Genomic DNA, 26,168 nt, shown 5'->3' on the forward strand with positions numbered 1-26,168 from the left:
GCGTTTGTCAATCGCGTTCCGAGAGCTGGGGATAACGCGTGCCCGACAGGACCGAGTCCGACAAGACGACGGACAAGACGGAGAAGGAGCAGCCGCGCCGCCGCCAGGCCCGCGGCGAACGCCGTATCGCCCAGCTGCTCCAGGCCGCCGCCCAGGTCTTCTGCACGACCGGCTACACGGCCGCCAGCACCAACGCCATCGCCCGCGAGGCCGGCGTCTCCCCGGGCACGCTCTACCAGTTCTTCCCGAACAAGGAGGCGATCGCGATCGAGCTGGGCGACCGGCTCATGCACGAGATGCGGGAGGCCTACGGCGAGGCACTGGCACCCGTCGCCCCCGCCACGCCCCTGGAGGAGGCGATCGGCTCGGCCGTCGACCGGTTCATGGCCTTCAACACCGACCACCCGGTCTTCTTCGCGCTCATGCACGGCTCCGACATCCCGGGCCGGATGGCCGAGGCGCACGACCAGCTGCACACGACCCTCATCGGCCGCATCGAGGCCCTGCTCGCCTCGCTCATGCCCGGCGCCTCCCCGGCCGACCTCACACGCACGGCGCACGTCTGCCTGGGCGTCTACAAGTCCGGCCTGGAACTCGTCCTCGCCCACGAGGGTGCCGAGCGCGCGGCGTACGTCCAGGAGGTCAAGGCCGTCCTGATCCGCTACCTGGAACCCCTGGTGGGCGACCGGCTCGGCCGTACGTGACCCCAGCGGGCCCCCCGGACTGCGACCCGCGGTACATCTGCCTAAGGTGCGGATAAATCGCCCAGCAGCTCGAGGGACCGACGTGAGCCACTCCCCGCCGCCCGGCACGCCCAGGGCCCGCATCCCCGGACCGCAGCAGCCCCCGCCGCCGTACCCGCGCATCGGGGCGGGCCTGTGGCGGCGGGTCCTGGGCGGCGGACTCGCGCTGTGGGTGCTGGCGGCGGGGGGCGCGTACGCGACGCGGAACCCCGCGCTGCTGCCGACGCTGATCCTGCTCGGCAGCTTCCTCCTGCCGGTCGTCTTCGTGCTCTGGGCCTACGAGCGGCACGGCCGTGACCTGGGCGTCAGCGCCATCCTCGGCTGCTTCCTGGCCGGCGGCACGCTCGGCGTCCCCGGCGCCGCGCTGATGGAGCCGTACCTGCCGCGCCCCTCCTTCGGGATGTTCCTCGGCGTCGGCCTGATCGAGGAGGCGGCCAAGCTCGGGGCCCTGGTGATCGCACTGCGCCGGCAGCCGGGCATCCGCGGGGTGCGGGCCGGGCTGGTGCTCGGCGCGGCCGTCGGGCTCGGCTTCGCGGCCCCGGAGAGCGCCGCGAACGCCTTCGGCGCGGCACTCTCCGCCGAAGGGGTCGACCTGCGGGCGCTGCTGGAGACGGAGTTCCTGCGCGGGGTGCTCGCCCCCCTCGGCGGCGGTTTGTGGACGGCGATCGCGGGCAGCGCGCTGCTGTCGCTGCGCCGGCCGAACGGGCGTTTCCGGTTCGCCCCGCCGGCGGTCGCGGCCTGCATGGGCGCCTCCCTGCTACACGCCCTGTGGGACTCCACGCACGGGCTCGCCGTCTGGCTGGTGGCGCGCCTGTCCGGCGCCGGCCTGTCGCGCGGGCTGTTCGATCAGGGGTACGTGAGTCGTTCGAGCGCCGCGCAGGAGCACCTGTTCACACTGTTCTCGGTCGGCGGCCTGACCCTGGTCGCGCTGGCCGGGGTCGGCTGGGTGCGGGCGCTGGCGCGCCGGGACACCCCTTGGAGAAATACCCCCTAGGGGTATAGTGTGAGGAACATGGGGCTCCCTCGCGGGTCCCACCGGCCCCACACACCTCGACGAGGAGAACGACATGAGCGCCCAGACCGAGACCCCGGGCTCCGTCACCACCGTCTACCAGGTGACCGGCATGAGCTGCGGCCACTGCGAGGGCTCCGTCTCCGGTGAGATCTCCCAGATCCCCGGCGTCAGCTCGGTGAAGGCCGTCGCCTCGACAGGCGAGGTGACCGTCGTCTCCGAGGCCCCACTGGACGACGAGGCGGTGCGCGCCGCCGTCGACGAGGCCGGCTTCGAGCTGGCCGGCAAGGCCTGAGAAAGCACGCTCCCTTTTCCCGACCGGGCCGCGCCGACCAGCTGATACTGGATCCGTACGGCCCGGTCCGATGTCTGGAGTCCGGACATGACCAGCACCACCGCAGAGACAGCCACGGGCACGGCCTTCGAGGTCGAGCTGCTCATCGGCGGAATGACCTGTGCCTCCTGCGCGGCCCGGGTGGAGAAGAAGCTCAACCGGATGGAGGGCGTGAACGCCACCGTCAACTTCGCCACCGAGAAGGCGAAGGTCACCTACGCCGAGGGCGTCCAGGTCGCCGACCTGATCGCCACCGTGGTGAGGACGGGCTACACCGCCGAGGAGCCCGCACCACCGGAGCCCACGCCCGAGACGGCCGCGGAAACCCCCGAGCGGGACCTCGAACTCGGCGCCCTGCGCCACCGCCTGCTCGTCTCCGCCCTGCTCGCCGCGCCCGTGGTCCTGCTCGCGATGATCCCCGCGCTGCAGTTCGAGAACTGGCAGTGGCTCTCGCTCACGCTCGCCGCGCCCGTCGTCGTCTGGGGCGGCGCACCCTTCCACCGGGCCGCCTGGACCAACGCCCGGCACGGCGCGGCCACCATGGACACCCTCGTCTCGGTCGGCACGCTGGCCGCGTTCGGCTGGTCGCTGTGGGCGCTGTTCTTCGGCGACGCGGGCATGCCCGGCATGCACGACGAGTTCCGGCTCACCGTCTCGCGGATGGACGGCGCCGCCACCATCTATCTGGAGGTCGCCGCCGGAGTCGTCGCCCTGATCCTGCTCGGCCGCTATCTGGAGGCCCGCTCCAAGCGGCGCGCCGGGGCCGCCCTGAAGGCGCTGATGGAGCTGGGCGCCAAGGACGTGGCGGTCCTGCGCGGCGGGCGCGAGGTGCGGATCCCGGTCGACTCCCTCGGGGTCGGCGACCGGTTCGTCGTACGGCCCGGCGAGAAGATCGCCACCGACGGCACCGTCGTGGAGGGCGTCTCCGCGGTGGACGCGTCGATGCTGACCGGCGAGTCGGTGCCGGTGGACGTCGGCCCGGGCGACCGGGTCACCGGTGCCACGGTCAACGCCGGCGGCCGGCTGGTGGTCGAGGCCACCCGGGTCGGCGCCGACACCCAGCTCGCCCGGATGGCCCGGCTGGTGGAGGACGCGCAGAACGGCAAGGCCGAGGTGCAGCGGCTCGCCGACCGCGTCTCGGCGGTGTTCGTGCCCGTGGTCATCCTCATCGCGCTCGGCACGTTCGGCGTCTGGCTGGGCGTCACCGACGACACGGTCGCCGCGTTCACGGCCGCCGTCGCCGTCCTGATCATCGCCTGCCCCTGCGCCCTGGGCCTCGCCACGCCGACCGCCCTGATGGTCGGCACCGGCCGCGGCGCCCAGCTCGGCATCCTCATCAAGGGCCCCGAGGTGCTGGAGTCCACGCGCCGCGTCGACACGGTCGTCCTGGACAAGACCGGCACCGTCACCACCGGCCGGATGACCCTCCAGGCGGTGCACGCCGCCGAGGGCGAGGACGAGAAGGAGCTGCTGCGGCTCGCGGGCGCCCTGGAGCACGCCTCCGAGCACCCCGTCGCCCGCGCGATCGCCGCAGGCGCCGAGGAACGCGCCGGCGCGCTGCCGGCCGTCGAACACTTCGAGAACGTCCCCGGACGGGGCGTACGCGGGCGCGTGGACGGCCGCGAGGTGGCCGTGGGGCGCCTGTACGACGACCTTCCGCAGGAGCTGGCCCGCGCGGCCCGGGAGGCCGAGGAGCAGGGCCGTACGGCCGTCCTGGCCGGCTGGGACGGGCGGGCCCGCGGAGTCCTCGCCGTCGCCGACGCGGTCAAGGAGACCAGCGCGGAGGCGGTGTGCGAGCTGCGCGCCCTCGGGCTCACGCCGGTGCTGCTCACCGGGGACAACCGCACCGTCGCGGAGGCGGTCGCCGAGGCCGTCGGCATCGACGAGGTGATCGCCGAGGTGCTGCCCGAGGACAAGGTGGACGTCGTACGACGGCTGCAGCGCGAGGGACGGTGCGTGGCGATGGTCGGCGACGGCGTCAACGACGCGGCCGCGCTCGCCACCGCCGACCTGGGCCTCGCCATGGGCACCGGCACGGACGCGGCGATCGAGGCCGGAGACCTGACGCTGGTGCGCGGGGACCTCAGGGTGGCCGCGGACGCGATCCGGCTCTCCCGGCGCACCCTCGCCACGATCAGGGGCAACCTCGCGTGGGCCTTCGGCTACAACGTGGCCGCGCTGCCGCTGGCCGCCGCGGGCCTGCTGAACCCGATGATCGCGGGCGCCGCGATGGCCTTCTCCTCGGTGTTCGTGGTGACCAACAGCCTGCGGCTGCGGACCTTCCGGTGAAGTCGCCGGGCACCGCCGGGGATTCGCCGGGACCGAAGTAGGAGTCCCCCTGGAGTCCGGCGCGCGCCTCACATAAGCTCTTCACAAGGCTCGCGCATCATCCTTACGCTTGAGTCCTGATCGCCGTATCGGGGCTCTTGCGCACCTATAGGACATATGCAAGAGACGCAGATCACAGTGATGCGAACGTAACCATCGAAGGGGTTCGAAGGTCTAAGTTGGCGATGTCAGTCCAGCGTCTTGGGGGGCGCTGACTGGCATCTGGGGTTGTCTTGGGGGACTTCCTCAGAGATGCGTTGCCGGGGCACGTACACCGGGAAGCTTTGAGCGGCCCTCCCTGCGTGCGTTGTCCCGGCAGGTCGCACCGCATCACTGGAGCACGAGGAGTTCTGCTCGCCGTGCTCGAAACAGCGATTCAGGCGCTGTTCTCTCCGAGCGCCCGGCCGGATCCCGTGGGGGGAATCCGCACCGGGACATGGGAAGGCGCCCTGGTCGTCGGCCCGTGGGGGGACCGGCGTCTCAGGGCGCCTTCCGCTTTTCGCTCGTCGTCGAAGGTTCAGGGCCCGCCGGATCGGCAGGCCCTTGCGCTCCGTGTGTTCAGCGCTCCTCGACCGGCACGAAGTCGCGCTCGACGACGCCCGTGTAGATCTGGCGCGGGCGGCCGATGCGGGAGCCCGGCTCCTTGATCATCTCGGTCCACTGGGCGATCCAGCCCGGCAGGCGGCCGAGGGCGAACAGGACCGTGAACATCTCGGTCGGGAAGCCCATGGCCCGGTAGATCAGACCGGTGTAGAAGTCCACGTTCGGGTACAGCTTGCGCTCGACGAAGTAGTCGTCGGACAGCGCGTGCTCCTCGAGCTTCAGGGCGATGTCGAGAAGCTCGTCCTCCTTGCCCAGCGCGGAGAGCACGTCGTGCGCGGCGGCCTTGATGATCTTGGCGCGCGGGTCGAAGTTCTTGTAGACCCGGTGGCCGAAGCCCATCAGGCGGACGCCGTCCTCCTTGTTCTTCACCTTGCGGATGAAGGTGTCGACGTCGGAGCCGGAGTCGCGGATGCCCTCGAGCATCTCCAGCACGGACTGGTTGGCACCGCCGTGCAGCGGGCCCCACAGGGCACTGATGCCAGCCGAGATCGACGCGAACATGTTGGCCTGCGAGGAGCCGACCAGGCGGACCGTGGAGGTCGAACAGTTCTGCTCGTGGTCGGCGTGCAGGATCAGCAGCTTGTCCAGCGCGGCCACCACGACCGGGTCCAGCTCGTACTCGTCCGCCGGGACCGAGAAGGTCATGCGCAGGAAGTTCTCGACGTAACCGAGGTCGTTGCGCGGGTAGACGAACGGGTGGCCGATCGACTTCTTGTACGCGTACGCCGCGATCGTCGGGAGCTTGGCGAGCAGACGGATCGTGGAGAGGTTGCGCTGGTTCTCGTCGAACGGGTTGTGGCTGTCCTGGTAGAAGGTGGACAGCGCCGAGACGACCGAGGACAGCATGGCCATCGGGTGGGCGTCACGCGGGAAGCCCTTGTAGAAGTTCTTGACGTCCTCGTGCAGCAGGGTGTGCCGCGTGATGTCGTTCTTGAACGTCGTCAGCTCGTCGACGGTCGGCAGCTCGCCGTTGATCAGCAGGTACGCCACCTCGAGGAAGGTGGAGCGCTCGGCCAGCTGCTCGATGGGGTAGCCGCGATAGCGGAGGATGCCCGCCTCGCCGTCGAGGTAGGTGACAGCGGATTTATAGGCGGCCGTGTTGCCGTACCCGCTGTCCAGGGTCACCAGACCGGTCTGGGAGCGGAGCTTCCCGATGTCGAAGCCCTTGTCGCCGACGGTGCTGTCGACCACCGGGTAGGTGTACTCGCCGTCGCCGTACCGCAGTACTACAGAGTTGTCGCTCACGTCTTCCCTCACCGACGTAGTGCCTCATCTTCGAGGTGCCCTGACTGTCTCTACCATCCCCCATTTGGCTCAGGAGAGTGCACTCGGGGTCGACCATTGGGCCTATTGGCGGCACTCAGTGCCGCCAACCTGCTCATCCTGCCCCCTTCGCACGGCATCTGGAAGTGCTCTGTGACCTTTGCGACTCGTTTGATCGATCATTTTTTGTGATGCCGGTCGCCGTCCCTGGTCAGGGCCGGTCAGGGACCGCCGAGTCTGAAGTCCAGCGCCGTACAGCGCCGTCCCGCGGACACCGTGCGCACCGCCTGCCCGATCGCCTTGCGTGAACCGACGAGGACGACGAGTCGTTTCGCCCGTGTCACCGCCGTGTACAGCAGGTTCCGCTGGAGCATCATCCATGCTCCGGTGGTGACGGGAATCACCACAGCGGGATATTCACTCCCCTGTGAGCGATGGATCGTCACCGCGTACGCGTGTGCCAGTTCGTCCAGTTCGTCGAATTCGTACGGAACCTCCTCGTCCTCGTCCGTCAGCACCGTCAGGCGCTGGTCGACCGGATCGAGCGAGGTGACGACGCCCACGGTGCCGTTGAAGACACCGTTCTTCCCTTTTTCGTAATTGTTGCGAATTTGGGTGACCTTGTCGCCGACCCGGAAGACCCTGCCGCCGAACCGCTTCTCCGGCAGGTCCGGCCGGCCGGGGGTGATGGCCTGCTGAAGCAGTCCGTTGAGCGTGCCCGCGCCGGCCGGACCCCGGTGCATCGGCGCGAGCACCTGGACGTCCCGCCGGGGGTCGAGCCCGAACCTGGCCGGGATCCGCCGGGCGGCCACGTCCACCGTGAGCCGGCCGGCCTCCTCGGTGTCGTCCTCGACGAAGAGGAAGAAGTCCTGGAGACCGTCCGTGAGCGGATGCTGCCCGGCGTTGATCCGGTGCGCGTTGGTGACGACGCCGGACTGCTGGGCCTGTCGGAAGACGCGCGTGAGCCGGACGGCGGGGACGGGGCCGCCCTCGGCGAGCAGGTCTCGCAGCACCTCCCCCGCGCCGACGCTGGGCAGCTGGTCCACGTCCCCCACGAACAGCAGGTGAGCCCCCGGAGGCACGGCCTTCACCAGCTTGTTGGCGAGCAGCAGATCCAGCATCGACGCCTCGTCCACGACCACCAGGTCGGCATCCAGCGGGCGGTCCTTGTCGTAGGCCGCGTCGCCGCCGGGCTTCAGCTCCAGCAGCCGGTGGACGGTGGAGGCCTCGGCACCGGTCAGCTCCGACAGCCGCTTGGCGGCCCGGCCGGTCGGGGCGGCGAGAAGCACCTTGGCCCGCTTGGCGCGGGCCAGCTCCACGATCGAGCGGACCGTGAAGGACTTGCCGCAACCGGGCCCACCGGTCAGCACGGCGACCTTCTCGGTCAGCGCGAGCCTGACCGCCGCCTCCTGTTCGGGGGCGAGATCGGCGCCGGTGCGGGACTTCAGCCAGCCGAGGGCCTTGTCCCAGTCCACCTCCCGGAAGGCCGGCATCCGGTCGTCGCCGGTCCGCAGCAGGCGCAGCAGCTGGGAGGAGAGGGACAGCTCCGCACGGTGGAAGGGCACGAGGTAGACGGCCGTGACGGGCTCCGCCTCGCCGCCGTCCGGCCCGGGCACCTTCTCGCGGACGACCCCGGGGTCCTCCCCGTCCTCCGGGGGCCGGGCCAGCTCCGCGAGGCACTCGATGACAAGCCCGGTGTCGACGCCGAGCAGCTTCACCGCGTCGGCGATCAACCGCTCCTCCGGCGAGAAGCAGTGGCCCTGGTCGGCCGACTGGGACAGCGCGTACTGCAGGCCCGCCTTCACCCGCTCCGGGCTGTCGTGCGGGATGCCGACGGACTGGGCGATCTTGTCGGCGGTGAGGAAGCCGATGCCCCAGACGTCGGCGGCGAGCCGGTAGGGCTGGTTCCTGACGACGGAGATCGACGCGTCACCGTACTTCTTGTAGATCCGCACGGCGATGGACGTCGACACCTCGACGGTCTGGAGGAAGAGCATGACCTCCTTGATCGCCTTCTGCTCCTCCCAGGCGTCGGCGATCTTCGCGGTCCGCTTCGGACCCAGGCCGGGCACCTCGATGAGCCGCTTGGGCTCCTCCTCGATGATCCTGAGCGTGTCCAGCCCGAAGTGCTGGGTGATGCGGTCGGCGAAGACGGGCCCGATGCCCTTGACCAGGCCGGAGCCGAGATAGCGGCGGATGCCCTGGACGGTGGCAGGCAGCACGGTCGTGTAGTTCTCGACGTGGAACTGCTTGCCGTACTGCGGATGCGACCCCCAGCGGCCCTCCATGCGGAGGGACTCGCCGACCTGCGCACCGAGCAGCGCGCCGACCACCGTGAGCAGGTCGCCGGCGCCTCTTCCGGTGTCGACCCGGGCGACCGTGTAGCCGTTCTCCTCGTTGGCGTACGTGATCCGCTCCAGCACGCCTTCGAGCACGGCCGGCCGCCGCTCGGCCGTCGGGTTCCCCGCCTGTTGCGCCATGATCCGACGGTACCGGTGGGGTCTGACAACGGACACTGTTACTGTGCGTGGCCGTGAGGGGAGCCAACGGCGCAGGCGCCGTCGAAGAGTTCTACGCCCGCATCGAAACCGCCGTCGCGGACACGTGGTACCGGCCGCGCCGGACGGAATGGGGATGCGAGCTGACGGTGGACGTCCACACCCCGCAGTTCCGGGAGGTGTTGACCCGGCAGCGGGTCAGCCAGGTGCACACCTATCGTGTCGAGCTGCGCCCGCAGGAGAAGGCCTTCACGATCACCGACGTCGTCCGGACCGTCGAGTACGAGGCGGGCCTGGGCGGTGTGCGCCTGGGGACGGCGGTGTCGGTCGGCCGCAGCACGTACGTCACCAAGACCTGGAGCCTGGACGGCACCCTGGAGTACAGCTTCTCGTCCGCCGAGGGCCGCCGCCTGATCCGGGGCGCGGCCCGGGAGCTGGGCTGGCGGGAGCTGCGGCCCGCCAGTGTGAAGATCGCCCTGGGCTTCGGGATCTTCGGCGGCGTCATCGCCCTCGGCACGCTGATCGCCCTCGGTGTGGTCTTCCTGCTGTGAGGGCCGGCACCGAGATACACCGCCACTCAGTGATTCCCACACCGCAGCGCGCGTTCGCCCAGGGCACGCTCGAGCATCGCGGAGAGTGGCTTCGGGTGCGCCCGGCCGCAGCCGACCGCACCCGAAGCCCCACCTCTCGTCACTCAGCCCGCCGGTATGCCGGCCGTGGCGTTCGGGGCCGGCCGAGCGCGTAGGCGCAGGAGTTTTTCGAGAGTCGGGCTCAGCCCTGCCGCGTCCTTCCCCACCGCCGCGGGGGACCCCGCCGACGGGGACTTTCCTGTCGTCGGGGGCCTGCCTGTCGACGGGGGTTCGATCGGGTCCGTCGGGGGCGGCTTCTGGAGGGCCACGCAGTTCGACCTGCCCGATTCCGCCGAGCCGTTGACCGCGGTGACGCAGAAGTCGTAGTTCCAGTTGCCGGGGAACAGGCGTCGGGGACGAGCCCCTGGTCCCTGGGGCGCGGGCGGAAGGTGGCTGCGTGTTCTACGAGGGGCCGGCGGTCACGCTCGCCACAGGGACCAGCACGGCAAGCAGGAGACCGGTGGTGTCGGTGACGATCCGGCTCTGCCGGGCCGACGGGTCAGACCCGCGGGTGCGGGTGCTCCTTCAGGCCTCGAGGAAGGCGGTGAAGGCGGGGGCGGGGAAGGGCGACACCGAGACGGAAGTCGTCGTCGGCCGGTCCGGGGACCTGCGGATCTTCACCTGCCCCGCCGATCGCCGCCACGGGTTCCTGGTGGACCTGCACTGACCCGGCTCGGCACCGGCCGCCCGTAGATCCACCCTCCGATCACGATTGGGTTTCGGCCAACCCCACCCCCTTGCTTCACGCCATGTAATCGTTTCCAATCCCTCCTACAGGTCGATGTAATCGATTCCAGGCGTCACGAGTCCACAAGGAGGTGGGTCGGGGATGGCGAGTATCAAGGACGTCGCCGCCGCGGCGGGGGTGTCCGTGGCCACGGTGTCGCGGGTGCTGAACGAGCACCCCTCGGTCAGTGCCGACGCACGCACGCGGGTGATGGCCGCCGTGGAGGCGCTGGGGTACCGGCCGAACGCCGTCGCCCGGTCTCTGCGCACCGACCAGACCCACACCCTCGGCCTGGTCATCAGCGACGTACTGAATCCTTACTTCACCGAGCTGGCCCGTTCCGTCGAGGAGGAGGCCCGCGCTCTCGGCTACAGCGTGATCATCGGCAACGCCGACGAGCGGCCGGACCTGCAGGACCATCATGTGCGCAACCTGCTGGACCGGCGGATCGACGGGCTCCTGGTCTCCCCCACCGACGGCGGGTCGCCGTTGATGCTGGACGCCGCGCGCGCGGGGACCCCGATGGTGTTCGTGGACCGGTGGATCCCGGGCGTGGACGTGCCCGTCGTGCGGGCCGACGGGCGGGCGGCCATCCGGGATCTCGTGGCGCATCTGCACGGACTGGGGCACCGGCGGCTCGCGATCATCGCGGGCCCCGCGGCCACCACCACCGGCAGCGAGCGCGTCGCGGCCTTCCGGGAGGCCATGGCGGAGTACGGGATGCCCCTCCCGGACGTCTACACCGGCCAGGGCGACTTCCAGGCCGAGAGCGGGCGGCGGGTCACCGAGGGGTTCCTGGATCTTCCCCAGCCGCCCGAGGTCGTCTTCGCGGCCGACAACCTCATGGCCCTCGGCGCCCTGGACGCCATCCGCGCGCGCGGACTGCGGGTGCCGGACGACATCGCGCTGGCCGCCTTCGACGACATCCCGTGGTTCGTGCACACCGATCCACCGGTCACCGCTATCGCCCAGCCCACGGGCGAGCTGGGCCGGGCCGCCGTACGGGCCCTGGTCGACCGGATCGAGGGACGGCCGCCCGCGTCCGTCACCCTCGCCGCCCGGCTCGTCGTACGCCGCTCGTGCGGCGAGCCGCCCGCACCGGCCGCCGCCGCACCGGCCCCTTCGGCCGTGCGGACCTCTTCCGCCACACCCCCTTCCCCCACGCAGTCCCCCTCCCCAGTGCAAAGGAGCACGTCGTGAGCAACCCGGACGAGTTGCTGCGCATCGAGGGCATACGCAAGACCTTCCCCGGCGTGGTCGCGCTCGACGGAGTCGACTTCGACCTGCGCCGGGGCGAGGTGCATGTGCTGCTCGGTGAGAACGGCGCCGGCAAGAGCACCCTCATCAAGATGCTCTCCGGCGCCTACACACCCGATTCCGGGCGGATTCTGGCCGGTGGCGAGGAGGTGCGCATCCATGGCGCCCAGGACGCCGAGCGGCTCGGGATCGCCACCATCTACCAAGAGTTCAATCTGGTGCCCGATCTGACCGTCGCCGAGAACATCTTCCTGGGGCGGCAGCCGCGTCGCTTCGGGATGATCGACCGGAAGCGGATGGAGGCCGACGCCGAGGTGCTCCTCGCGCGCGTGGGCGTCCCTGTCTCGCCACGCGCGCGTGTGCGGGAACTCGGTATCGCACGGCTGCAGATGGTCGAGATCGCCAAGGCGCTCAGCCTGGACGCGCGCGTGCTCATCATGGACGAGCCGACCGCCGTGCTCACCTCGGAGGAGGTGGACAAGCTCTTCGGCATCGTGCGCTCGCTGCGCGCGGACGGCGTGGGGATCGTGTTCATCACCCATCACCTGGAGGAGATCGCCGCCCTGGGTGACCGGGTCACCGTCATCCGGGACGGGCGGAGCGTCGGGCAGGTGCCCGCCGCCACGGCCGAGGACGAACTCGTACGGCTGATGGTAGGGCGGTCCATCGAGCAGCAGTATCCGCGGCGACGGCCCGAGAAGGGCGCCGCGCTGCTCAGTGTCGAGGGGCTGTCCCGGGGCGGCGTCTTCCACGACGTGAGCTTCGAGGTGCACGCCGGTGAGGTCGTCGGCATCGCGGGCCTCGTCGGGGCCGGGCGGACCGAGGTCGTGCGGGCCGTGTTCGGCGCGGACCCGTACGACGGCGGGGTCGTGAAGGTCTCCGGGAGCGCGTTGCGGCGGCACGACGTGAACGCGGCGATGGCGGCCGGGATCGGGCTCGTCCCCGAGGACCGCAAGGGACAGGGGCTCGTGCTGGACGCCTCCGTCGAGGAGAACCTGGGGCTGGTGACCATGCGGTCGGCGACCCGGGCCGGGCTGGTCGACCGCAAGGCACAGCACACGGCGGCCGAGCGGATCGCGGGGCAGCTGGGCGTGCGCATGGCGGGCCTCGGGCAGCATGTGCGGACCCTGTCCGGCGGCAACCAGCAGAAGGTCGTCATCGGCAAGTGGCTGCTGGCCGACACCAAGGTGCTGATCCTCGACGAGCCGACGCGCGGTATCGACGTCGGCGCGAAGGTCGAGATCTACCAGCTCATCAACGAACTCACGGCAGCCGGGGCCGCCGTGCTGATGATCTCCAGCGATCTGCCGGAGGTGCTCGGCATGAGCGACCGGGTCCTGGTGATGGCCCAGGGCCGGATCGCCGGTGAACTCGCGGCCGACGAGGCCACCCAGGACGCCGTCATGGCGCTCGCCGTCTCCACCCCGACCACCGAGAAGGAGGCCACCCGTGGCCGCTGACACGCTCAAGAGCACAACGGGCGCGAGCGCCCCGGGCGGCCTGCGCCGGCTGCTCCTCGACAACGGCGCGCTGACCGCGCTGATCGTCCTGGTCATCGCCCTGTCGGCGCTGTCCGGGGACTTCCTGACGACGGACAACCTGCTCAACATCGGCGTCCAGGCCGCCGTGACGGCGATCCTCGCCTTCGGTGTCACGTTCGTGATCGTCTCGGCGGGCATCGACCTGTCGGTCGGTTCGGTGGCCGCGCTGTCGGCGACGGTGCTGGCCTGGAGCGCCACGAGTCATGGCGTGCCGGTGTTCCTGGCGGTCGTGCTGGCCGTCGCCACGGGCGTGGCGGCGGGCCTGGTGAACGGTTTCCTCATCGCCTACGGCAAGCTGCCGCCGTTCATCGCGACGCTGGCGATGCTGTCGGTGGCGCGCGGCCTGTCCCTGGTGATCTCCGGCGGCGTCCCCATCCCGTTCCCGGACTCGGTCTCGCACCTCGGGGACACCCTCGGCGACTGGCTGCCGGTGCCGGTGCTGGTCATGGTGGCGATGGGCCTCATCGCGGCGTTCGTGCTGGGCCGGACGTACATCGGCCGTTCCATGTACGCGATCGGCGGCAACGAGGAGGCCGCGCGGCTGTCGGGCCTGCGGGTGAAGAAGCAGAAGCTCGCGATCTACGCCCTGTCCGGGGTGTTCGCCGCGGTGGCGGGCATCGTGCTGGCCTCCCGGCTGTCCTCGGCGCAGCCGCAGGCCGCCGACGGCTACGAGCTGGACGCGATCGCCGCGGTCGTCATCGGCGGCGCCTCGCTCGCGGGTGGCACCGGCAAGTCGTCGGGCACGCTGATCGGCGCGCTGATCCTCGCGGTGCTGCGCAACGGCCTCAACCTGCTGAACGTGTCCGCGTTCTGGCAGCAGGTCGTGATCGGTGTCGTCATCGCGCTGGCGGTGCTGCTGGACACCGTGCGCCGCAAGGCCGGGGCGACCCCGGTGGCCGCCGGTACGGGCGGCGGGAACAAGGGCAGGCAGGCGGCGACGTACGGGCTCGCGGCCGTGGTGACGGTGGCGGTGGTCGGCGCGACCTCCTTCCTGCACGGCGGATCCTCGTCGACGACCCCGAAGATGGGCCTGTCGCTCTCGACGCTCAACAACCCGTTCTTCGTGCAGATCCGGGCGGGCGCCCAGGCCGAGGCGAAGAAGCTGGGCGTGGACCTGACCGTCACGGACGCCCAGAACGACGCCTCCCAGCAGGCCAACCAGCTGCAGAACTTCACCACGTCCGACCAGGGCGCGGTCATCGTGAACCCGGTCGACTCGGACGCGGCGAGCAACTCGGTCAAGGCCGCCGACAAGGCCGGGATCCCGGTCATCGCGGTCGACCGGGGCGTCAACAACGCCTCCGTGGACGCCCTGGTGGCCTCCGACAACGTGGCCGGTGGTGAGCTGGCCGCGAAGACGATCGCCGAGAAGCTGGGCGGCAAGGGCAGGATCGTGATCCTTCAGGGGCAGGCGGGTACCTCGGCGGCCCGGGAGCGGGCGGCCGGCTTCGCGCGGGGCCTGAAGGCCTACCCGGGCATCCAGGTGCTGGCCCAGCAGCCCGCCGACTTCGACCGCACCAAGGGCCTCGACGTGATGTCGAACCTGCTCCAGGCCCACCCCGACGTGCAGGGCGTCGTCGCCGCCAACGACGAGATGGCCCTCGGCGCGATCAAGGCGCTCGGCTCCAAGGCCGGCAGGTCGGTCCAGGTGGTCGGCTTCGACGGCACCCCGGACGGACTGAAGGCGGTCGAGGACGGCACGCTGTACGCGTCGGTCGCCCAGCAGCCGAGCCAGCTCGGGAGGATCGCCGTGGACAACGCGCTCAGGGCGGTCCAGGGCAAGAAGGTGGAGCCGACCGTGAAGGTGCCGGTGAAGGTGGTCACGAAGGACAACGTGGCCGGTTTCAGCGGCTGACAAGGACGGACGGGCGGACGGCCGCACCGGGCACGGAGTCCGGGGCGGCCGTCCGTCCGAAGTCATCTCTCAGGGGAGTCAACTGATGTACGACTACGACCTCCTGGTCGTGGGTTCGGCCAACGCCGACCTGGTGATCGACGTCGAGCGGCGGCCGGCCGCGGGCGAGACGGTGCTCGGCGGCGACCTGGCCGTGCACCCGGGCGGCAAGGGGGCCAACCAGGCCGTCGCCGCCGCCCGGCTCGGGGCGCGTACGGCCCTGCTGGCACGGGTCGGCGACGACGGGCACGGCCGGCTGCTGCTCGACTCCCTGCGGGCGGCCGGGGTCGACACGGTGGGCGTGCTGGTGGGCGGGGCGCCTACGGGCGTCGCGCTGATCACGGTCGATCCGTCCGGGGACAACAGCATCGTGGTGTCGCCGGGCGCCAACTCCCGTCTGTCGCCCGCGGACGTCCGGGCGGCCGTGAGCCTGTTCCTCGCCTCGCGGGTGGTGTCGGCGCAGTTGGAGATCCCGCTGGAGACGGTCGTGGAGGTCGTGCGGAACCTGGCTCCCGGCAGCCGTTTCGTGCTGAACCCCTCCCCGCCGCGCCCGTTGCCGCCGGAGGTGCTCGCCGCCTGCGACCCGCTGATCGTCAACGAGCACGAGGCGCGGGTGATCCTCGGTGACGCCTGCGTGAGCGAGGAGCCCGAGGACTGGGCACGGCTGCTGCTGGCCAAGGGGCCCCGCTCGGTGGTGGTGACACTGGGCGCGGAGGGCGCGCTGGTGTGCGACGGGTCGGGCGTGACCCGGGTGCCGTCGGTGAAGGTCGACGCGGTGGACACCACGGGGGCGGGTGACGCGTTCACGGCCGCGCTCGCCTGGCGGCTGGGGGCGGGTGCCGCTCCGGCCGAGGCGGCGGCCTACGCGGCGCGGGTGGGCGCGGCGGCCGTGACCAGGCGGGGCGCGCAGGAGTCGTACCCGACGGCTGCGGAGGTCGATGCGCTGCACCGTGCTGTCCCGGGGGACGATCCCCGGACCGCCGGCCAGGTGCCCGGTGCGTCACCGCGAGGTGAGTCGCTGTGAAGAAGGCGGGCATTCTCAACCGCCGTCTGTCGGGCGCCCTCGCCGCTCTGGGACACGGTGACGGTGTGCTGGTGTGCGACGCGGGCATGCCGATCCCGGACGGGCCGCGCGTGGTGGATCTGGCGTTCCGGGCCGGAGTTCCGTCGTTCGCCGAGGTCCTGGACGGCCTGCTGGCCGAGCTGGTGGTGGAGGGCGCCACGGCGGCGGAGGAGGTACGGGCGGCCAATCCGGCGGCGACGGCGCTTCTGGAGGGGCACTTCCCCGGCCTGGCGCTGGTCCCGCACGAGCGCCTGAAGGAGCTGTCGGCGGGGGCCCGGCTCGTCGTGCGCACCGGCGAGGCCCGCCCGTACGCCAACGTACTGCTGCGCTGCGGGGTGTTCTTCTAGGGCCTGCCGCCCGGACGTTTCGAGGGGGCGTTCCCGGTCCGTCGACCTGGGCACGCCCCCTCGGTTTTCCCCTCCGTACCAGAACCCCACGAATCCCCCCCGGGTCCCCTCCCGGGGTTCTGATGACAGGTACGACACCCAAGGCGCGGGAAGGGTTGCACGGGACGTCACATTTTTTTCGCCGCTAGCGGATCACGTGCTCCACGAACCGTCGCGCCGTCTCCGCCAGTACGTCCCGGCCGTCCCGGGCCCACAACTCCTCGTTGAAGAGTTCGACCTCGATCGGGCCCGTGTAGCCGGCCGCCTCCACGTGTCTCTTCCACTCGCGCATGTCGATCGAGCCGTCGCCGATCTGCCCGCGGCCGTTGAGGACGCCCTCGGGGAGGGGGGTGGTCCAGTCGGCGAGCTGGAAGGTGTGGATGCGGCCCGCCGCGCCCGCGCGGGCGATCTGGGCGGGGGCCTGGTCGTCCCACCAGATGTGGTACGTGTCCACGGTCACCCCGACCTGGTGCGCGGGGAAGCGTTCGGCGATGTCCAGGGCCTGGGCGAGGGTGGAGACCACGCAGCGGTCGGACGCGTACATGGGGTGCAGCGGCTCGACGGCGAGGCGGACGCCGTGGTCCTCGGCGTACGGGCCCAGTTCCCCGAGTGCGTCCGCGATGCGTTCCCGCGCGGCCCCCAGGTCCTTGGCGCCGGGCGGGAGGCCTCCCGAGACCAGGACCAGGACCTCCGTGCCGAGCGTGGCCGCCTCCTCGACCGCGCGGCGGTTGTCGGCCAGGGCCGCGGCCCGCTCCTGCGGGTCGGTCGCGGTGAGGAAGCCGCCCCGGCACAGGGTCGTCACGGTCAGGCCCGCGTCCCGGACCAGCTCGGCGGTCTCCTCCACGCCGTACGCCCGGACCGGCTCGCGCCACAGGCCCACCTGGCCGATGCCCGACCGGCCGCAGGCGTCCACGAGTTCCGGCAGTGACAGCTGTTTCACCGTCATCTGGTTGATGGAGAAGCGTTCGAGTCCGGTGCCGGTCATCGGTTCACCCCGTACAGCGACAGCAGGGTCTTCATGCGTTCCTCGGCGAGCCCCGGGTCCGGGAACAGGCCCAGGCCGTCGGCGAGTTCGTAGGCGCGGGCGAGGTGGGGGAGGGAGCGGGCCGACTGCAGGCCGCCGACCATCGTGAAGTGCGCCTGGTGGCCCGCGAGCCAGGCGAGGAGGACCACACCGGTCTTGTAGAAGCGGGTGGGGGTCTGGAAGAGGTGGCGGGACAGCTCGACGGTGGGGTCGAGGAGTGCCCGGAAACCGGCCGTGTCCCCGGTGTCGAGGACGCGTACCGCCTCGGCCGCGAGCGGGCCCAGCGGGTCGAAGATGCCGAGCAGGGCGTGGCTGAAGCCCTGGTCGTCTCCCGCGATCAGCTCGGGGTAGTGGAAGTCGTCGCCCGTGTAGCAGCGGACCCCGTCGGGGAGGCGACGGCGAAGGGAGATCTCCCGCCGCGCGTCCAGCAGCGACACCTTGATGCCGTCCACCTTGTCGGGGTGGGCGGCGATGACCTCCAGGAAGGTGTCCGTGGCCGCGTCGAGGCCGGCCGACCCCCAGTAGCCGGCCAGCGCCGGGTCGAACATCGGGCCCAGCCAGTGCAGGATCACCGGCTCGGCGGACTGGCGCAGGAGGTGGCCGTAGATCTCCAGGTAGTCCTCGGGGCCGGAGGCGGCGGAGGCCAGGGCCCGGGACGCCATCAGGATCGCCTGGGCGCCCGACTCCTCGACCACGGCGAGCTGTTCCTCGTAGGCCGCCCTGATCCCGGCCAGGGATCCGCCGGTGATCTGGTCGGTGCCGACCCCGCAGGCGATGCGGCCGCCGACCGACTTCGCCTCCGCCGCCGACCGGCGGATCAGTTCGGCCGCGCCCGCCCAGTCCAGGCCCATGCCGCGCTGGGCGGTGTCCATCGCCTCGGCGACGCCGAGGCCGTGGGACCACAGATGGCGGCGGAAGGCGAGGGTGGCGTCCCAGTCGACGGCGGCGGGCGAGTCGGGCGAGACGTCCGCGTACGGGTCGGCGACGACGTGGGCCGCGGAGAAGACCGTACGGGAGGTGAAGGGCGTGCCGGGGGTCGGTGCGAGGGGTTCGGTGCGCGGCTCGTACGTCCGCAAGGTGCCGTCCGGGGCGGGGAGCTGGAGGGTCACAGGGAGATCTCCGGGACGTCGATGCGGCGGCCCTCGGCGGAGGACCTCAGGCCCAGTTCGGCGAGTTGCACGCCGCGGGCGCCGGCGAGCAGGTCCCAGTGGTAGGGGGCGTCGGCGTAGACGTGCTTGAGGAACAGCTCCCACTGGGCCTTGAAGCCGTTGTCGAACTCGGCGTTGTCCGGCACCTCCTGCCACTGGTCGCGGAAGACCTCGGTGGTGGGGACGTCCGGGTTCCAGACGGGCTTGGGCGTGGCGCTGCGGTGCTGTGCGCGGCACTTCCTGAGGCCGGCCACCGCCGAGCCCTCGGTGCCGTCGACCTGGAACTCGACGAGTTCGTCCCGGTTGACGCGGACCGCCCAGGAGGAGTTGATCTGGGCGATGGCACCGCCCTCGAGTTCGAAGATGCCGTAGGCGGCGTCGTCGGCGGTGGCGTCGTAGGGCTTGCCCTGTTCGTCCCAGCGCTGCGGGACGTGGGTGGTGGCCAGGGCCTGCACGGACCTCACGCGGCCGAACAGCTCGTGGAGGACGTATTCCCAGTGCGGGAACATGTCGACGACGATGCCACCGCCGTCCTCGGCCCGGTAGTTCCAGGAGGGGCGCTGGGCGGGCTGCCAGTCGCCCTCGAAGACCCAGTAGCCGAACTCGCCGCGGACGGAGAGGATGCGGCCGAAGAAGCCGCCGTCGATGAGGCGCTTCAGCTTCAGCAGGCCCGGCAGGAAGATCTTGTCCTGGACGACGCCGTGCTTGATGCCCTTCTCGTGGGCGAGGCGGGCGAGGGCGAGGGCGCCGTCGAGGCCGGTCGCGGTGGGCTTCTCGGTGTAGACGTGCTTGCCGGCCGCGATCGCCTTCCTGAGCGACTCCTCGCGGGCGGAGGTGACCTGGGAGTCGAAGTAGATGTCGACGGCGGGGTCGGCGAGGACGGCGTCGATGTCGGTGGGGACGTGTTCCAGGCCGTGCCGTGCGGCGATCTCCCGCAGGGCGTGCTCGCGGCGGCCGAGCAGGATCGGTTCGGGCCAGAGCACGGTGCCGTCGCCGAGGTCGAGGCCGCCCTGTTCGCGCAGGGCGAGGATCGACCGGACGAGGTGCTGGCGGTAGCCCATGCGCCCGGTCACACCGTTCATGGCGATACGCACCGTCTTGCGTGTCACGTCAGTCCCCTTCATGGGCGCCGCGCGCCCGGGTTCAGCAGCAGCGTCGGTAGTGCAGCAAGCGCTTTCTATCTGATGAGAAGCTAGCCTCTGAACGGTGGTCTGTACAAGACCGTGTCCTCTTCGAGTTGTTCGAGGGGGCGAACAACGGGGGTCCGGGGCTTTAAGGTCTGCTCGACAGTCCCTCGGAACCAGGACCGGGGCCTGGCTGTCTACGAGGGCGTACGACATGATGCGCGACCGGAGGACGACGAGATGACGGTGACCCTGGCGGACGTGGCGGCCCGCGCCCAGGTCTCCCCCGCGACGGTGTCGCGCGTACTGAACGGCAACTACCCGGTGGCCGCGTCCACGCGCGAGCGGGTGCTGCGGGCGGTGGACGAACTGGACTACGTCCTCAACGGCCCCGCCAGCGCGCTCGCCGCCGCCACCTCCGATCTGGTCGGCATCCTCGTCAACGACATCGCCGACCCGTTCTTCGGGATCATGGCGAGCGCCATCCAGGCCGAGATCGGGGGGCCGGGCGGGCGTGCGGGCGGGGAACGGCTGGCGGTCGTCTGCAACACGGGCGGATCTCCGGAGCGCGAGCTGACGTACCTGACCCTGCTCCAGCGGCAGCGGGCGGCGGCCGTGGTGCTGACCGGCGGGGCCGTGGAGAACGTGCCGCACGCGGCGGCGGTCGCGGCGAAGCTGCGCAAGCTGTCGGAGGCCGGGACCCGGGTGGTGCTGTGCGGGCGCCCGCCGGCGCCGGACACCGAGGCCGTCGCCCTCACCTTCGACAACCGCGGTGGGGCCCGCGCGCTGACGGACCACCTCATCGGCCTCGGCCACCGGCGCCTCGGCTACATCGCCGGACCCGAGGAACGCACGACGACGCGGCACCGCCTGGAAGGTCACCGCGCGGCGCTGGAGGCGGCGGGCATCGAGGAGGACCCGCGCTGGACGGTGTACGGCCGCTACGACCGGCGGTCCGGCTACGAGGCCACGCTGGAGCTGCTGCGCCGTGATCCCGCGCTGACGGCGATCGTGGCGGCGAACGACTCCGTCGCCCTCGGTGCGTGCGCCGCCCTGCGCGACTCCGGCCTGCGCATCCCCGAGGACGTGTCGGTGGCCGGCTTCGACGACCTGCCGTTCAGCATCGACGCGGTGCCGTCGCTCACGACGGTGCGGCTGCCGTTGTCGGAGGCGGGGGCGCGGGCCGGACGTATCGCGATGGGCAGGGAGGAACCGCCGCCTGGCGGGATCGCGTCGGTGCGGGGGGAATTGATGGTGCGGGGGTCCTCCGGGGTGCCGCGGGGGTGAGTGGCTGTCGGCAACCGTCTGCCGTCTGCTGGGGGGCGGGGACGGGGCCGGGGGCGGGGGTGCGGGCCGTTGCCGGGTGCCGGTCGGATGTGGCTGGGCGCGCAGATCCCCGCGCCCCTGAGGTGGGGTGAGTGGACGACCTTCCGGGGGCGCCGGGGGTCCTCGCTTCGATCCGGCCGGTGCCGGTCGGATGTGGCTGGGCGCGCAGATCCCCGCGCCCCTGAGGTGGGGTGAGTGGACGACCTTCCGGGGGCGCCGGGCAGATCCCGGCGCCCCTGGGGTTGGGGGTTACAGGTGGGGTCTGTGGCCGTGTTCCTGGTGGGGGAAGGTCTGGTCGGCGCCCGGGAGGGTCGGCTTCGGTAGGGTTTCCACCTCCTCCTTCGCCTTCTCCAGCTGCTCCGCCGTGTCGTCCGGCAGGCGGGGCGGGTGGGGGCGGCGGTGGGAGAAGCGGAAGGCGCTGGTGAAGTCGCCGAAGGCCGCGCGCCGCCAGTCGCTGATGTTCGGCTCCTCCACGCCGGTGAAGCACTCCAGGAACCGCAGGGCCGAGGTGTGGTCGAAGGCCTCCGTGGCGACCCAGCCGCCCACGGTCCAGGGCGAGACGACGATCGCGGGGACCCGGAAGCCGCCGCCGATCGGGAGGCCGCCGATGAACTCGTCCTTCGTTCCCGCGGGAGGCGTGGGCGGGGCCACGTGGTCGAAGAGGCCGTCGTTCTCGTCGTAGTTGAGGATGAAGGCCGTCTTGCGCCACACCTTCGGGTTGGACGCGATCGCCTCGATCTTCGACGCCACGAAGTCCGCGCCCGCGGCCGGCAGGAAGTCCGGGTGCTCCGACTGGTAGCTGGTCGGCATGATCCAGCTCACCGCCGGGAGCCGGTCGTTCCGGGCGTCGTCCTCGAAGGTGCCCTCGGGCTGCGGACGCACCCCGCGCTCGTAGAGGTCGGAACCCGGCTGGGCGTTCCTGAAGGTGGCGAACTGCTCCAGCATGTTGCAGCCGTAGTCGTCGTCCTGCTGGTAGACCTTCCAGCTGATCCCGGCCGCCTGCAGCCGCTCGGCGTAGGTCGTCCAGCGGTACGGCGTCGGGGCCCTGTTGTTGATGACCGGGCCGCCCTGCGTGCCGCCCGGGTCGATCGAGCCGGTCATCCACATCAGCCGGTTGGGCCAGGTGGGCCCGAACACCGAGCAGAAGTAGTTGTCGCAGACGGTGAAGGCCTCGGCGAGCGCGAACTGGAACGGGATGTCCTCGCGCGTGTAGTAGCCCATCACGTAGGGGCCGTTGACGCCGTCGGCCTTGCGGTGGGCCGGCAGCCACCGGTCCATCTTGCCGCCGTTCCAGGCCTCGTGCTGCACCGACCAGGCGTGACTGGTGGACGGTATGGCCTGGGCGCTGGAGGTGTGGGTGTCGAGGTGGAAGGGCAGCAGGTACCCCTTGGGGTTCTGGGCGTCCGGCTGGTAGAAGACGCTGCGCCCGTCGTCGAGTCTGAGCGCGTGCGGGTCGGCGAAGCCGCGTACACCGGAGAGCGTGCCGAAGTAGTGGTCGAAGGACCGGTTCTCCTGCATCAGCAGGACGACGTGCTCGATGTCGCGCAGCGAGCCGTGCCGCGGCGGCTCGGCGGCGACCGCCTTCTGGACGCTCGGCGGGAGGAGGGAGAGCGCCGCGGCGCCGCCCAGCGTGCCGGCGGCGGAGCCCAGGAGCCTACGACGCGTCAACTCGGCCATGGATGCCCCTTCTTGAGCGATCACGTGGACTGGAGCGCAAGCCACTGTCCGCGTCGGGAGCCGAGCGGCGGCAGTGGCCGGCGATGAACATGCGGACAACGTGCGCCCTGCACTTGGCAAAGTCATGACATTTACCGGTCGAATGTCGCCCGCACGCGGCCGGGCCGTCACCGGCGTCACGGCATCTTCACGGGGACGCGGACGGAGGCGTACGCTCGGAGATATCTCTGACTCAGTCAACTATCCGAGGGCGTGCTCATGACCATCGAGGACATCCGCTCGTTCAACCGCTTCTACACGGGCCTCATCGGAGCCCTCGACTACGGCCGCCACCTGTACGCCCCGTACACCCTCACCGAGTCGCGCGTGCTGTACGAACTCGCCCACGCCGCGCATCTCGACGCGGCCGATCTGCGCACCCGGCTCGACCTGGACGCGGGGTACTTGAGCCGGATCCTGAACAAGTTCGAGGAGGGCGGGCTGATCGAGCGCGGCCCGTCGGACAGTGATCCGCGCCGGCGGCGGGTCCGGCTCACCGCGCGCGGACGGGAGGCCGCCGGGCTGCTGGACGAGCGGGCCCGGGACACGGTCGGGACCCTGCTCGACACCGTGGACCCGGCGGACCGGCCACGGCTGGCCGAAGCCATGCGGACCATTCGGGGGATTCTCCGGGACCAGTCCGCCCCGGCCCCCGCGGAGGTCGTGCTGCGCGAGCCGCACCCCGGTGACCTGGGCTGGATCGTGCAGCGCAACGCCGCCCTGTACGCGGCCGAGTACGGCTGGAACGCCGACTACGAAGGCCTCGTCGCCCGGATCGTCGCCGACTTCGCGGAGGACCACGACCCGCATCTGGAGCGGGTGTGGATCGCCGAGCTGGACCGCCGCCCGGTGGGGTGCGTGATGTGCGTACGGGACGACGCGCCGGGCACCGCGCGACTGCGGCTGCTGATCGTCGAGCCCGAGGCGCGCGGGCACGGCATCGGCGACCGGCTGGTGCGGGCCGTCGTCGACTTCGCGCGCGGGGTCGGCTACCGCGACCTGGTGCTGTGGACCAACGACATACTCAGCAGCGCCCGCCACCTCTACCAGCGGCACGGCTTCGTCCTCGTCGCCGAGAAACCGCACCGCTCCTTCGGCAAGGATCTCGTCGGCCAGGACTGGCGGCTGGAGTTGCATGGATCCGGCGACTGAGGGGTACTTTCGGTGCCCATGAAGCTGGCGTTCTCCACTCTCGGCGTCCCCGGCCTGCCCGTCCCGGAGGTCCTGGCGCTCGCGACCGCACACGGCTACCACGGCGTCGAACTGCGCGCCCATCCGGAGGAACCGGTGCACCCCGGCCTCTCCCCCGCCGACCGCGCCGAGACCGCGACCCTGTTCAAGGGCGCCGGGATCGAGGTGCTGGGCATCGCCGGGTACGCACGCGTGGCCGCCCCCGGCGACGACGGTCCGGTGCTGGAGGAGATCCGCGGTCTCCTCCAGCTCGCCCATGACCTGGGCGCGCCCTTCGTCCGCGTCTTCCCCGGCGCCGACCCCGGCCGGCCCCGCGAGGAGGCCGACGCCGTCGCCGCCCGGCGGCTCGGCACCGCCGCCGAGGACGCCGCGGCGCTCGGCGTCCGCATCCTGCTGGAGACCCACGACTCGCACAGCACCGGCGCCGACGCGATCCGGATCCTCGGCCCGGTCGGCCATCGGCGGGTGGGCGCGCTGTGGGACGTGATGCACACCTGGCTGGGCGGCGAACAGCCCTCGCAGACGTACGCCGCCCTCGCCCCCCACCTGGGGTATGTGCAGGTCAAGGACATCTCCTCGGCCGAGGACACCACCCCGTTGCCGCTCGGCGCGGGTGTGCTGCCGCTCACCGAGTGCGTGGACGTCCTCTCCCGGCACGGCTGGGACGGCTGGCTGTGCTGGGAGTACGAGAAGCGGTGGTACGAGAGCGCCGCCCCGCTTCCCGGGCTGCTGGGCGCGGGCCGGGACCACCTGGCACGGCTGCTGGGCGAGGCGGCATAGGCGCTTCCCACGCGCCCCTTCGGGGGCGCGGCCCCGGTCAGCCGGTCGTGCGCAACGCCGCGAACGCCTCGTGGAAGCCCGGGAACGTCTTGCGTACACAGGCGGGGTCGTCGTACGACAGACCGGGGGTGCGCAGGGCGGTCACCGCGAAGGACATCACGATGCGGTGGTCGCCGAAGGACTTGATCTCGACCCCGGGCGCGGGCCGGCCCGGCCGGATCTCGATCCGGTCGGGGCCGGTCGCCACGTCCACGCCGAGCCGCCTGAGGTTGTCCGCGCAGGCCTCCAGCCGGTCGCACTCCTTCACCCGGGTGTTGGCGACGTCCTCGATGCGGACCGGGGCGGCGGCGAACGGCGCGATCGCGGCCAAGGTCGGCATGGTGTCGGAGATGTCCCGCATGTTCACGGTGAGCCCGCGCAGCACTCCCGTGCCGCGTACGGTGGTCCGGTCCTCGGCCACCTCCACCTCCGCGCCCATCCGCCGCAGCACCTCGACGAAGCGCAGGTCGCCCTGGAGCGCCGCCGCGCCGAGGCCCGGCACGGTGACCTCCAGGCCCGGGGTGACGGCCGCCGCGGCGAAGAAGTAGCTCGCGGTCGAGGCGTCGGGCTCCACGGCGTAGGTGGTGGCCCGGTAGCCGCCGGGCGGGACGTCGTACACCGCGCCGTCCCGGACGACCGTGACGCCGAACGCCCGCATCATCGCGAGCGTGATCTCCACGTAGGGCGCCGAGACCAGGTCCGTCACGCGGATCCGCAGGCCCCGGCGGGTGAGCGGGCCCAGCATGAGCAGCGCGGTGAGGTACTGGGAGGACTCGCCCGCGTCCACGACGACCTCGCCGCCCTCGACCCCGGCCGCCCGGACCGTGAGCGGATGGTGGCCCTCGGCCTCCTCGTGCCGCAGGTCGACGCCCAGGGCGCGCAGGGCACGGGTGAGCGGGCCGAGGGGGCGGCGGCGCATCTGCGGGGAGGCGTCGAAGCGGTAGGTGCCGTGGCCGGTGGCGGCCAGGGTGGGCAGGAAGCGGGCGGTGGTGGCACCGTCGCGGCAGAAGACGTCGGCCGCGGGGAGCGCGGGCCCCTGCGGGCGGCCGTCCACCTGCCAGGCCTCCGGGGTGCGGCCCACCCGGTAGCCGAGCCGGGTCAGGCCCTCGGCGAAGCCCTCGGTGTCGTCGGAGCGCAGGGGCCGCAGGAGGGTGCTGACGCCGTCGGCGGCGGCCGCGAGGAAGAGCGCGCGGGCGGTGATGGACTTGGAACCGGGGATGTCGACTGCGGGCATGGCCGCATGATGACCGCTGGTCCGCGATCCGGTCACGGATGTCCAGGGGCTGGACCGCCCCCCGCTTCGGCGGCGGCCGGCCCGCTCGCGCCGGGAACCCGTCGCCACCCCGGTTCGTCCAACGCCCAGGTTGCCGGACGAGTCTCCGTGCCGTGGTGTCGGCCCTTCGCGACTGGCCGCGAACGCCGATCCACCCTCTCAGCCGCGGCGCGGCCGACAGCCCGCCGCCACCGGCGCGCCCCCCTCCCATGCGCCGGTGGCGGCCCCGTCCGCCGGTACTGTGCATTCCCTTGACGGAAAGAAACTTC

21 protein-coding genes are annotated in these 26,168 nt (G+C 71.7%); 14 read left to right on the top strand and 7 right to left on the bottom strand.

From position 1 onward, the window contains the following. The first annotated feature begins 38 nt into the window (after positions 1-38). From ACZ5CW_RS07755 to ACZ5CW_RS07770, 4 genes are all read left to right on the top strand, one after another. The gene (locus ACZ5CW_RS07755) at positions 39-704 is read left to right on the top strand and encodes a TetR/AcrR family transcriptional regulator (RefSeq protein WP_468599309.1); all 666 of its coding nucleotides are present in this window, start codon (positions 39-41) and stop codon (positions 702-704) included. Between the two features lie 82 nt (positions 705-786). Beyond that, positions 787-1,737, top strand: coding sequence for a PrsW family intramembrane metalloprotease (locus ACZ5CW_RS07760; RefSeq protein ID WP_468599311.1), 951 nt, complete (start codon positions 787-789; stop codon positions 1,735-1,737). A gap of 73 nt (positions 1,738-1,810) precedes the next feature. Continuing rightward, a complete protein-coding gene (locus ACZ5CW_RS07765; protein WP_468599313.1) occupies positions 1,811-2,050 on the top strand; it encodes a heavy-metal-associated domain-containing protein in 240 nt (79 codons plus the stop codon). A gap of 87 nt (positions 2,051-2,137) precedes the next feature. Then, positions 2,138-4,378, top strand: coding sequence for a heavy metal translocating P-type ATPase (locus ACZ5CW_RS07770; protein ID WP_468599314.1), 2,241 nt, complete (start codon positions 2,138-2,140; stop codon positions 4,376-4,378). Between the two features lie 597 nt (positions 4,379-4,975). Here the strand turns inward: ACZ5CW_RS07770 and ACZ5CW_RS07775 are convergent. After that, a complete protein-coding gene (locus ACZ5CW_RS07775) occupies positions 4,976-6,265 on the bottom strand; it encodes a citrate synthase (protein WP_468599316.1) in 1,290 nt (429 codons plus the stop codon). A 239-nt stretch (positions 6,266-6,504) separates the two neighbouring features. Beyond that, complete coding sequence (recD2, locus tag ACZ5CW_RS07780) at positions 6,505-8,763, bottom strand: SF1B family DNA helicase RecD2 (RefSeq protein ID WP_468599318.1); 2,259 nt, start codon at positions 8,761-8,763, stop codon at positions 6,505-6,507. A 53-nt stretch (positions 8,764-8,816) separates the two neighbouring features. On the opposite strand from recD2, the gene ACZ5CW_RS07785 reads away from it, so the two are divergent. The 7 genes from ACZ5CW_RS07785 to rbsD all read left to right on the top strand — a co-directional run bounded on the left by ACZ5CW_RS07785 (position 8,817) and on the right by rbsD (position 16,239). Continuing rightward, positions 8,817-9,332, top strand: coding sequence for a hypothetical protein (locus ACZ5CW_RS07785; protein ID WP_468599319.1), 516 nt, complete (start codon positions 8,817-8,819; stop codon positions 9,330-9,332). A gap of 475 nt (positions 9,333-9,807) precedes the next feature. Further along, positions 9,808-10,077: a hypothetical protein gene (locus tag ACZ5CW_RS07790; protein WP_468599320.1), complete on the top strand. Its 270-nt coding sequence runs from the start codon at positions 9,808-9,810 to the stop codon at positions 10,075-10,077. Positions 10,078-10,239: 162 nt separating this feature from the next. After that, positions 10,240-11,337, top strand: coding sequence for a LacI family DNA-binding transcriptional regulator (locus ACZ5CW_RS07795; protein ID WP_468599322.1), 1,098 nt, complete (start codon positions 10,240-10,242; stop codon positions 11,335-11,337). Beyond that, the gene (locus ACZ5CW_RS07800) at positions 11,334-12,854 is read left to right on the top strand and encodes a sugar ABC transporter ATP-binding protein (RefSeq protein ID WP_468599324.1); all 1,521 of its coding nucleotides are present in this window, start codon (positions 11,334-11,336) and stop codon (positions 12,852-12,854) included. Before ACZ5CW_RS07795 ends, ACZ5CW_RS07800 begins: the two co-directional genes overlap by 4 nt. Then, positions 12,844-14,790 (top strand): ABC transporter permease/substrate-binding protein, encoded by a 1,947-nt coding sequence (locus ACZ5CW_RS07805; RefSeq protein WP_468599326.1) that lies wholly within the window; start codon positions 12,844-12,846, stop codon positions 14,788-14,790. Before ACZ5CW_RS07800 ends, ACZ5CW_RS07805 begins: the two co-directional genes overlap by 11 nt. 85 nt (positions 14,791-14,875) lie before the next feature. Continuing rightward, the gene (locus tag ACZ5CW_RS07810; protein WP_468599328.1) at positions 14,876-15,853 is read left to right on the top strand and encodes a ribokinase; all 978 of its coding nucleotides are present in this window, start codon (positions 14,876-14,878) and stop codon (positions 15,851-15,853) included. Beyond that, positions 15,850-16,239, top strand: coding sequence for a D-ribose pyranase (gene rbsD / locus ACZ5CW_RS07815; protein ID WP_468599330.1), 390 nt, complete (start codon positions 15,850-15,852; stop codon positions 16,237-16,239). Before ACZ5CW_RS07810 ends, rbsD begins: the two co-directional genes overlap by 4 nt. 184 nt (positions 16,240-16,423) lie before the next feature. Here the strand turns inward: rbsD and ACZ5CW_RS07820 are convergent, their stop codons facing one another. Genes ACZ5CW_RS07820 through ACZ5CW_RS07830 form a run of 3 tightly spaced genes read right to left on the bottom strand, consistent with a single transcriptional unit; the run spans position 16,424 to position 19,559 of the window. Next, positions 16,424-17,263, bottom strand: a complete 840-nt coding sequence (locus tag ACZ5CW_RS07820) for a sugar phosphate isomerase/epimerase family protein (RefSeq protein ID WP_468599332.1) — start codon at positions 17,261-17,263, stop codon at positions 16,424-16,426. Beyond that, on the bottom strand, positions 17,260-18,411 hold the full coding sequence (locus tag ACZ5CW_RS07825) for a dihydrodipicolinate synthase family protein (RefSeq protein WP_468599334.1): 1,152 nt from the start codon (positions 18,409-18,411) through the stop codon (positions 17,260-17,262). The genes ACZ5CW_RS07820 and ACZ5CW_RS07825 overlap by 4 nt, the downstream gene beginning before the upstream one ends. Beyond that, entirely contained in the window at positions 18,408-19,559 is a 1,152-nt protein-coding gene (locus ACZ5CW_RS07830) for a Gfo/Idh/MocA family protein (protein WP_468599336.1), read from the bottom strand. Before ACZ5CW_RS07830 ends, ACZ5CW_RS07825 begins: the two co-directional genes overlap by 4 nt. A 255-nt stretch (positions 19,560-19,814) precedes the next feature. Here ACZ5CW_RS07830 and ACZ5CW_RS07835 point away from each other — a divergent pair, with 255 nt between their 5' ends. Then, entirely contained in the window at positions 19,815-20,861 is a 1,047-nt protein-coding gene (locus ACZ5CW_RS07835; protein WP_468599339.1) for a LacI family DNA-binding transcriptional regulator, read from the top strand. Between the two features lie 288 nt (positions 20,862-21,149). Here the strand turns inward: ACZ5CW_RS07835 and ACZ5CW_RS07840 are convergent, their stop codons facing one another. Continuing rightward, entirely contained in the window at positions 21,150-22,577 is a 1,428-nt protein-coding gene (locus tag ACZ5CW_RS07840) for an alkaline phosphatase family protein (RefSeq protein WP_468599341.1), read from the bottom strand. Between the two features lie 258 nt (positions 22,578-22,835). Here ACZ5CW_RS07840 and ACZ5CW_RS07845 point away from each other — a divergent pair, with 258 nt between their 5' ends. Together ACZ5CW_RS07845 and ACZ5CW_RS07850 are read left to right on the top strand one after the other, a co-directional pair. Then, positions 22,836-23,768, top strand: coding sequence for a bifunctional helix-turn-helix transcriptional regulator/GNAT family N-acetyltransferase (locus ACZ5CW_RS07845; RefSeq protein ID WP_468599343.1), 933 nt, complete (start codon positions 22,836-22,838; stop codon positions 23,766-23,768). Positions 23,769-23,786: 18 nt separating this feature from the next. After that, the gene (locus ACZ5CW_RS07850; RefSeq protein WP_468599345.1) at positions 23,787-24,587 is read left to right on the top strand and encodes a sugar phosphate isomerase/epimerase family protein; all 801 of its coding nucleotides are present in this window, start codon (positions 23,787-23,789) and stop codon (positions 24,585-24,587) included. A gap of 37 nt (positions 24,588-24,624) precedes the next feature. On the opposite strand, the gene aroA is transcribed toward ACZ5CW_RS07850, so the two are convergent. Next, complete coding sequence (gene aroA / locus ACZ5CW_RS07855) at positions 24,625-25,860, bottom strand: 3-phosphoshikimate 1-carboxyvinyltransferase (RefSeq protein WP_468599347.1); 1,236 nt, start codon at positions 25,858-25,860, stop codon at positions 24,625-24,627. Between the last annotated feature and the right edge of the window lie 308 nt (positions 25,861-26,168).

Source organism: Streptomyces sp. NPDC031379, assembly GCF_055569615.1.

Coding starts and splice junctions, on each gene's coding strand:
- ACZ5CW_RS07820 (WP_468599332.1), bottom strand. CDS start 17,263: ATGACCGGCACCGGACTCGAACGCTTCTCCATCAACCAGATGACGGTG.
- ACZ5CW_RS07850 (WP_468599345.1), top strand. CDS start 23,787: ATGAAGCTGGCGTTCTCCACTCTCGGCGTCCCCGGCCTGCCCGTCCCG.
- ACZ5CW_RS07770 (WP_468599314.1), top strand. CDS start 2,138: ATGACCAGCACCACCGCAGAGACAGCCACGGGCACGGCCTTCGAGGTC.
- ACZ5CW_RS07835 (WP_468599339.1), top strand. CDS start 19,815: ATGACGGTGACCCTGGCGGACGTGGCGGCCCGCGCCCAGGTCTCCCCC.
- ACZ5CW_RS07810 (WP_468599328.1), top strand. CDS start 14,876: ATGTACGACTACGACCTCCTGGTCGTGGGTTCGGCCAACGCCGACCTG.
- recD2 (WP_468599318.1), bottom strand. CDS start 8,763: ATGGCGCAACAGGCGGGGAACCCGACGGCCGAGCGGCGGCCGGCCGTG.
- aroA (WP_468599347.1), bottom strand. CDS start 25,860: ATGCCCGCAGTCGACATCCCCGGTTCCAAGTCCATCACCGCCCGCGCG.
- ACZ5CW_RS07795 (WP_468599322.1), top strand. CDS start 10,240: ATGGCGAGTATCAAGGACGTCGCCGCCGCGGCGGGGGTGTCCGTGGCC.
- ACZ5CW_RS07840 (WP_468599341.1), bottom strand. CDS start 22,577: ATGGCCGAGTTGACGCGTCGTAGGCTCCTGGGCTCCGCCGCCGGCACG.
- ACZ5CW_RS07845 (WP_468599343.1), top strand. CDS start 22,836: ATGACCATCGAGGACATCCGCTCGTTCAACCGCTTCTACACGGGCCTC.
- ACZ5CW_RS07765 (WP_468599313.1), top strand. CDS start 1,811: ATGAGCGCCCAGACCGAGACCCCGGGCTCCGTCACCACCGTCTACCAG.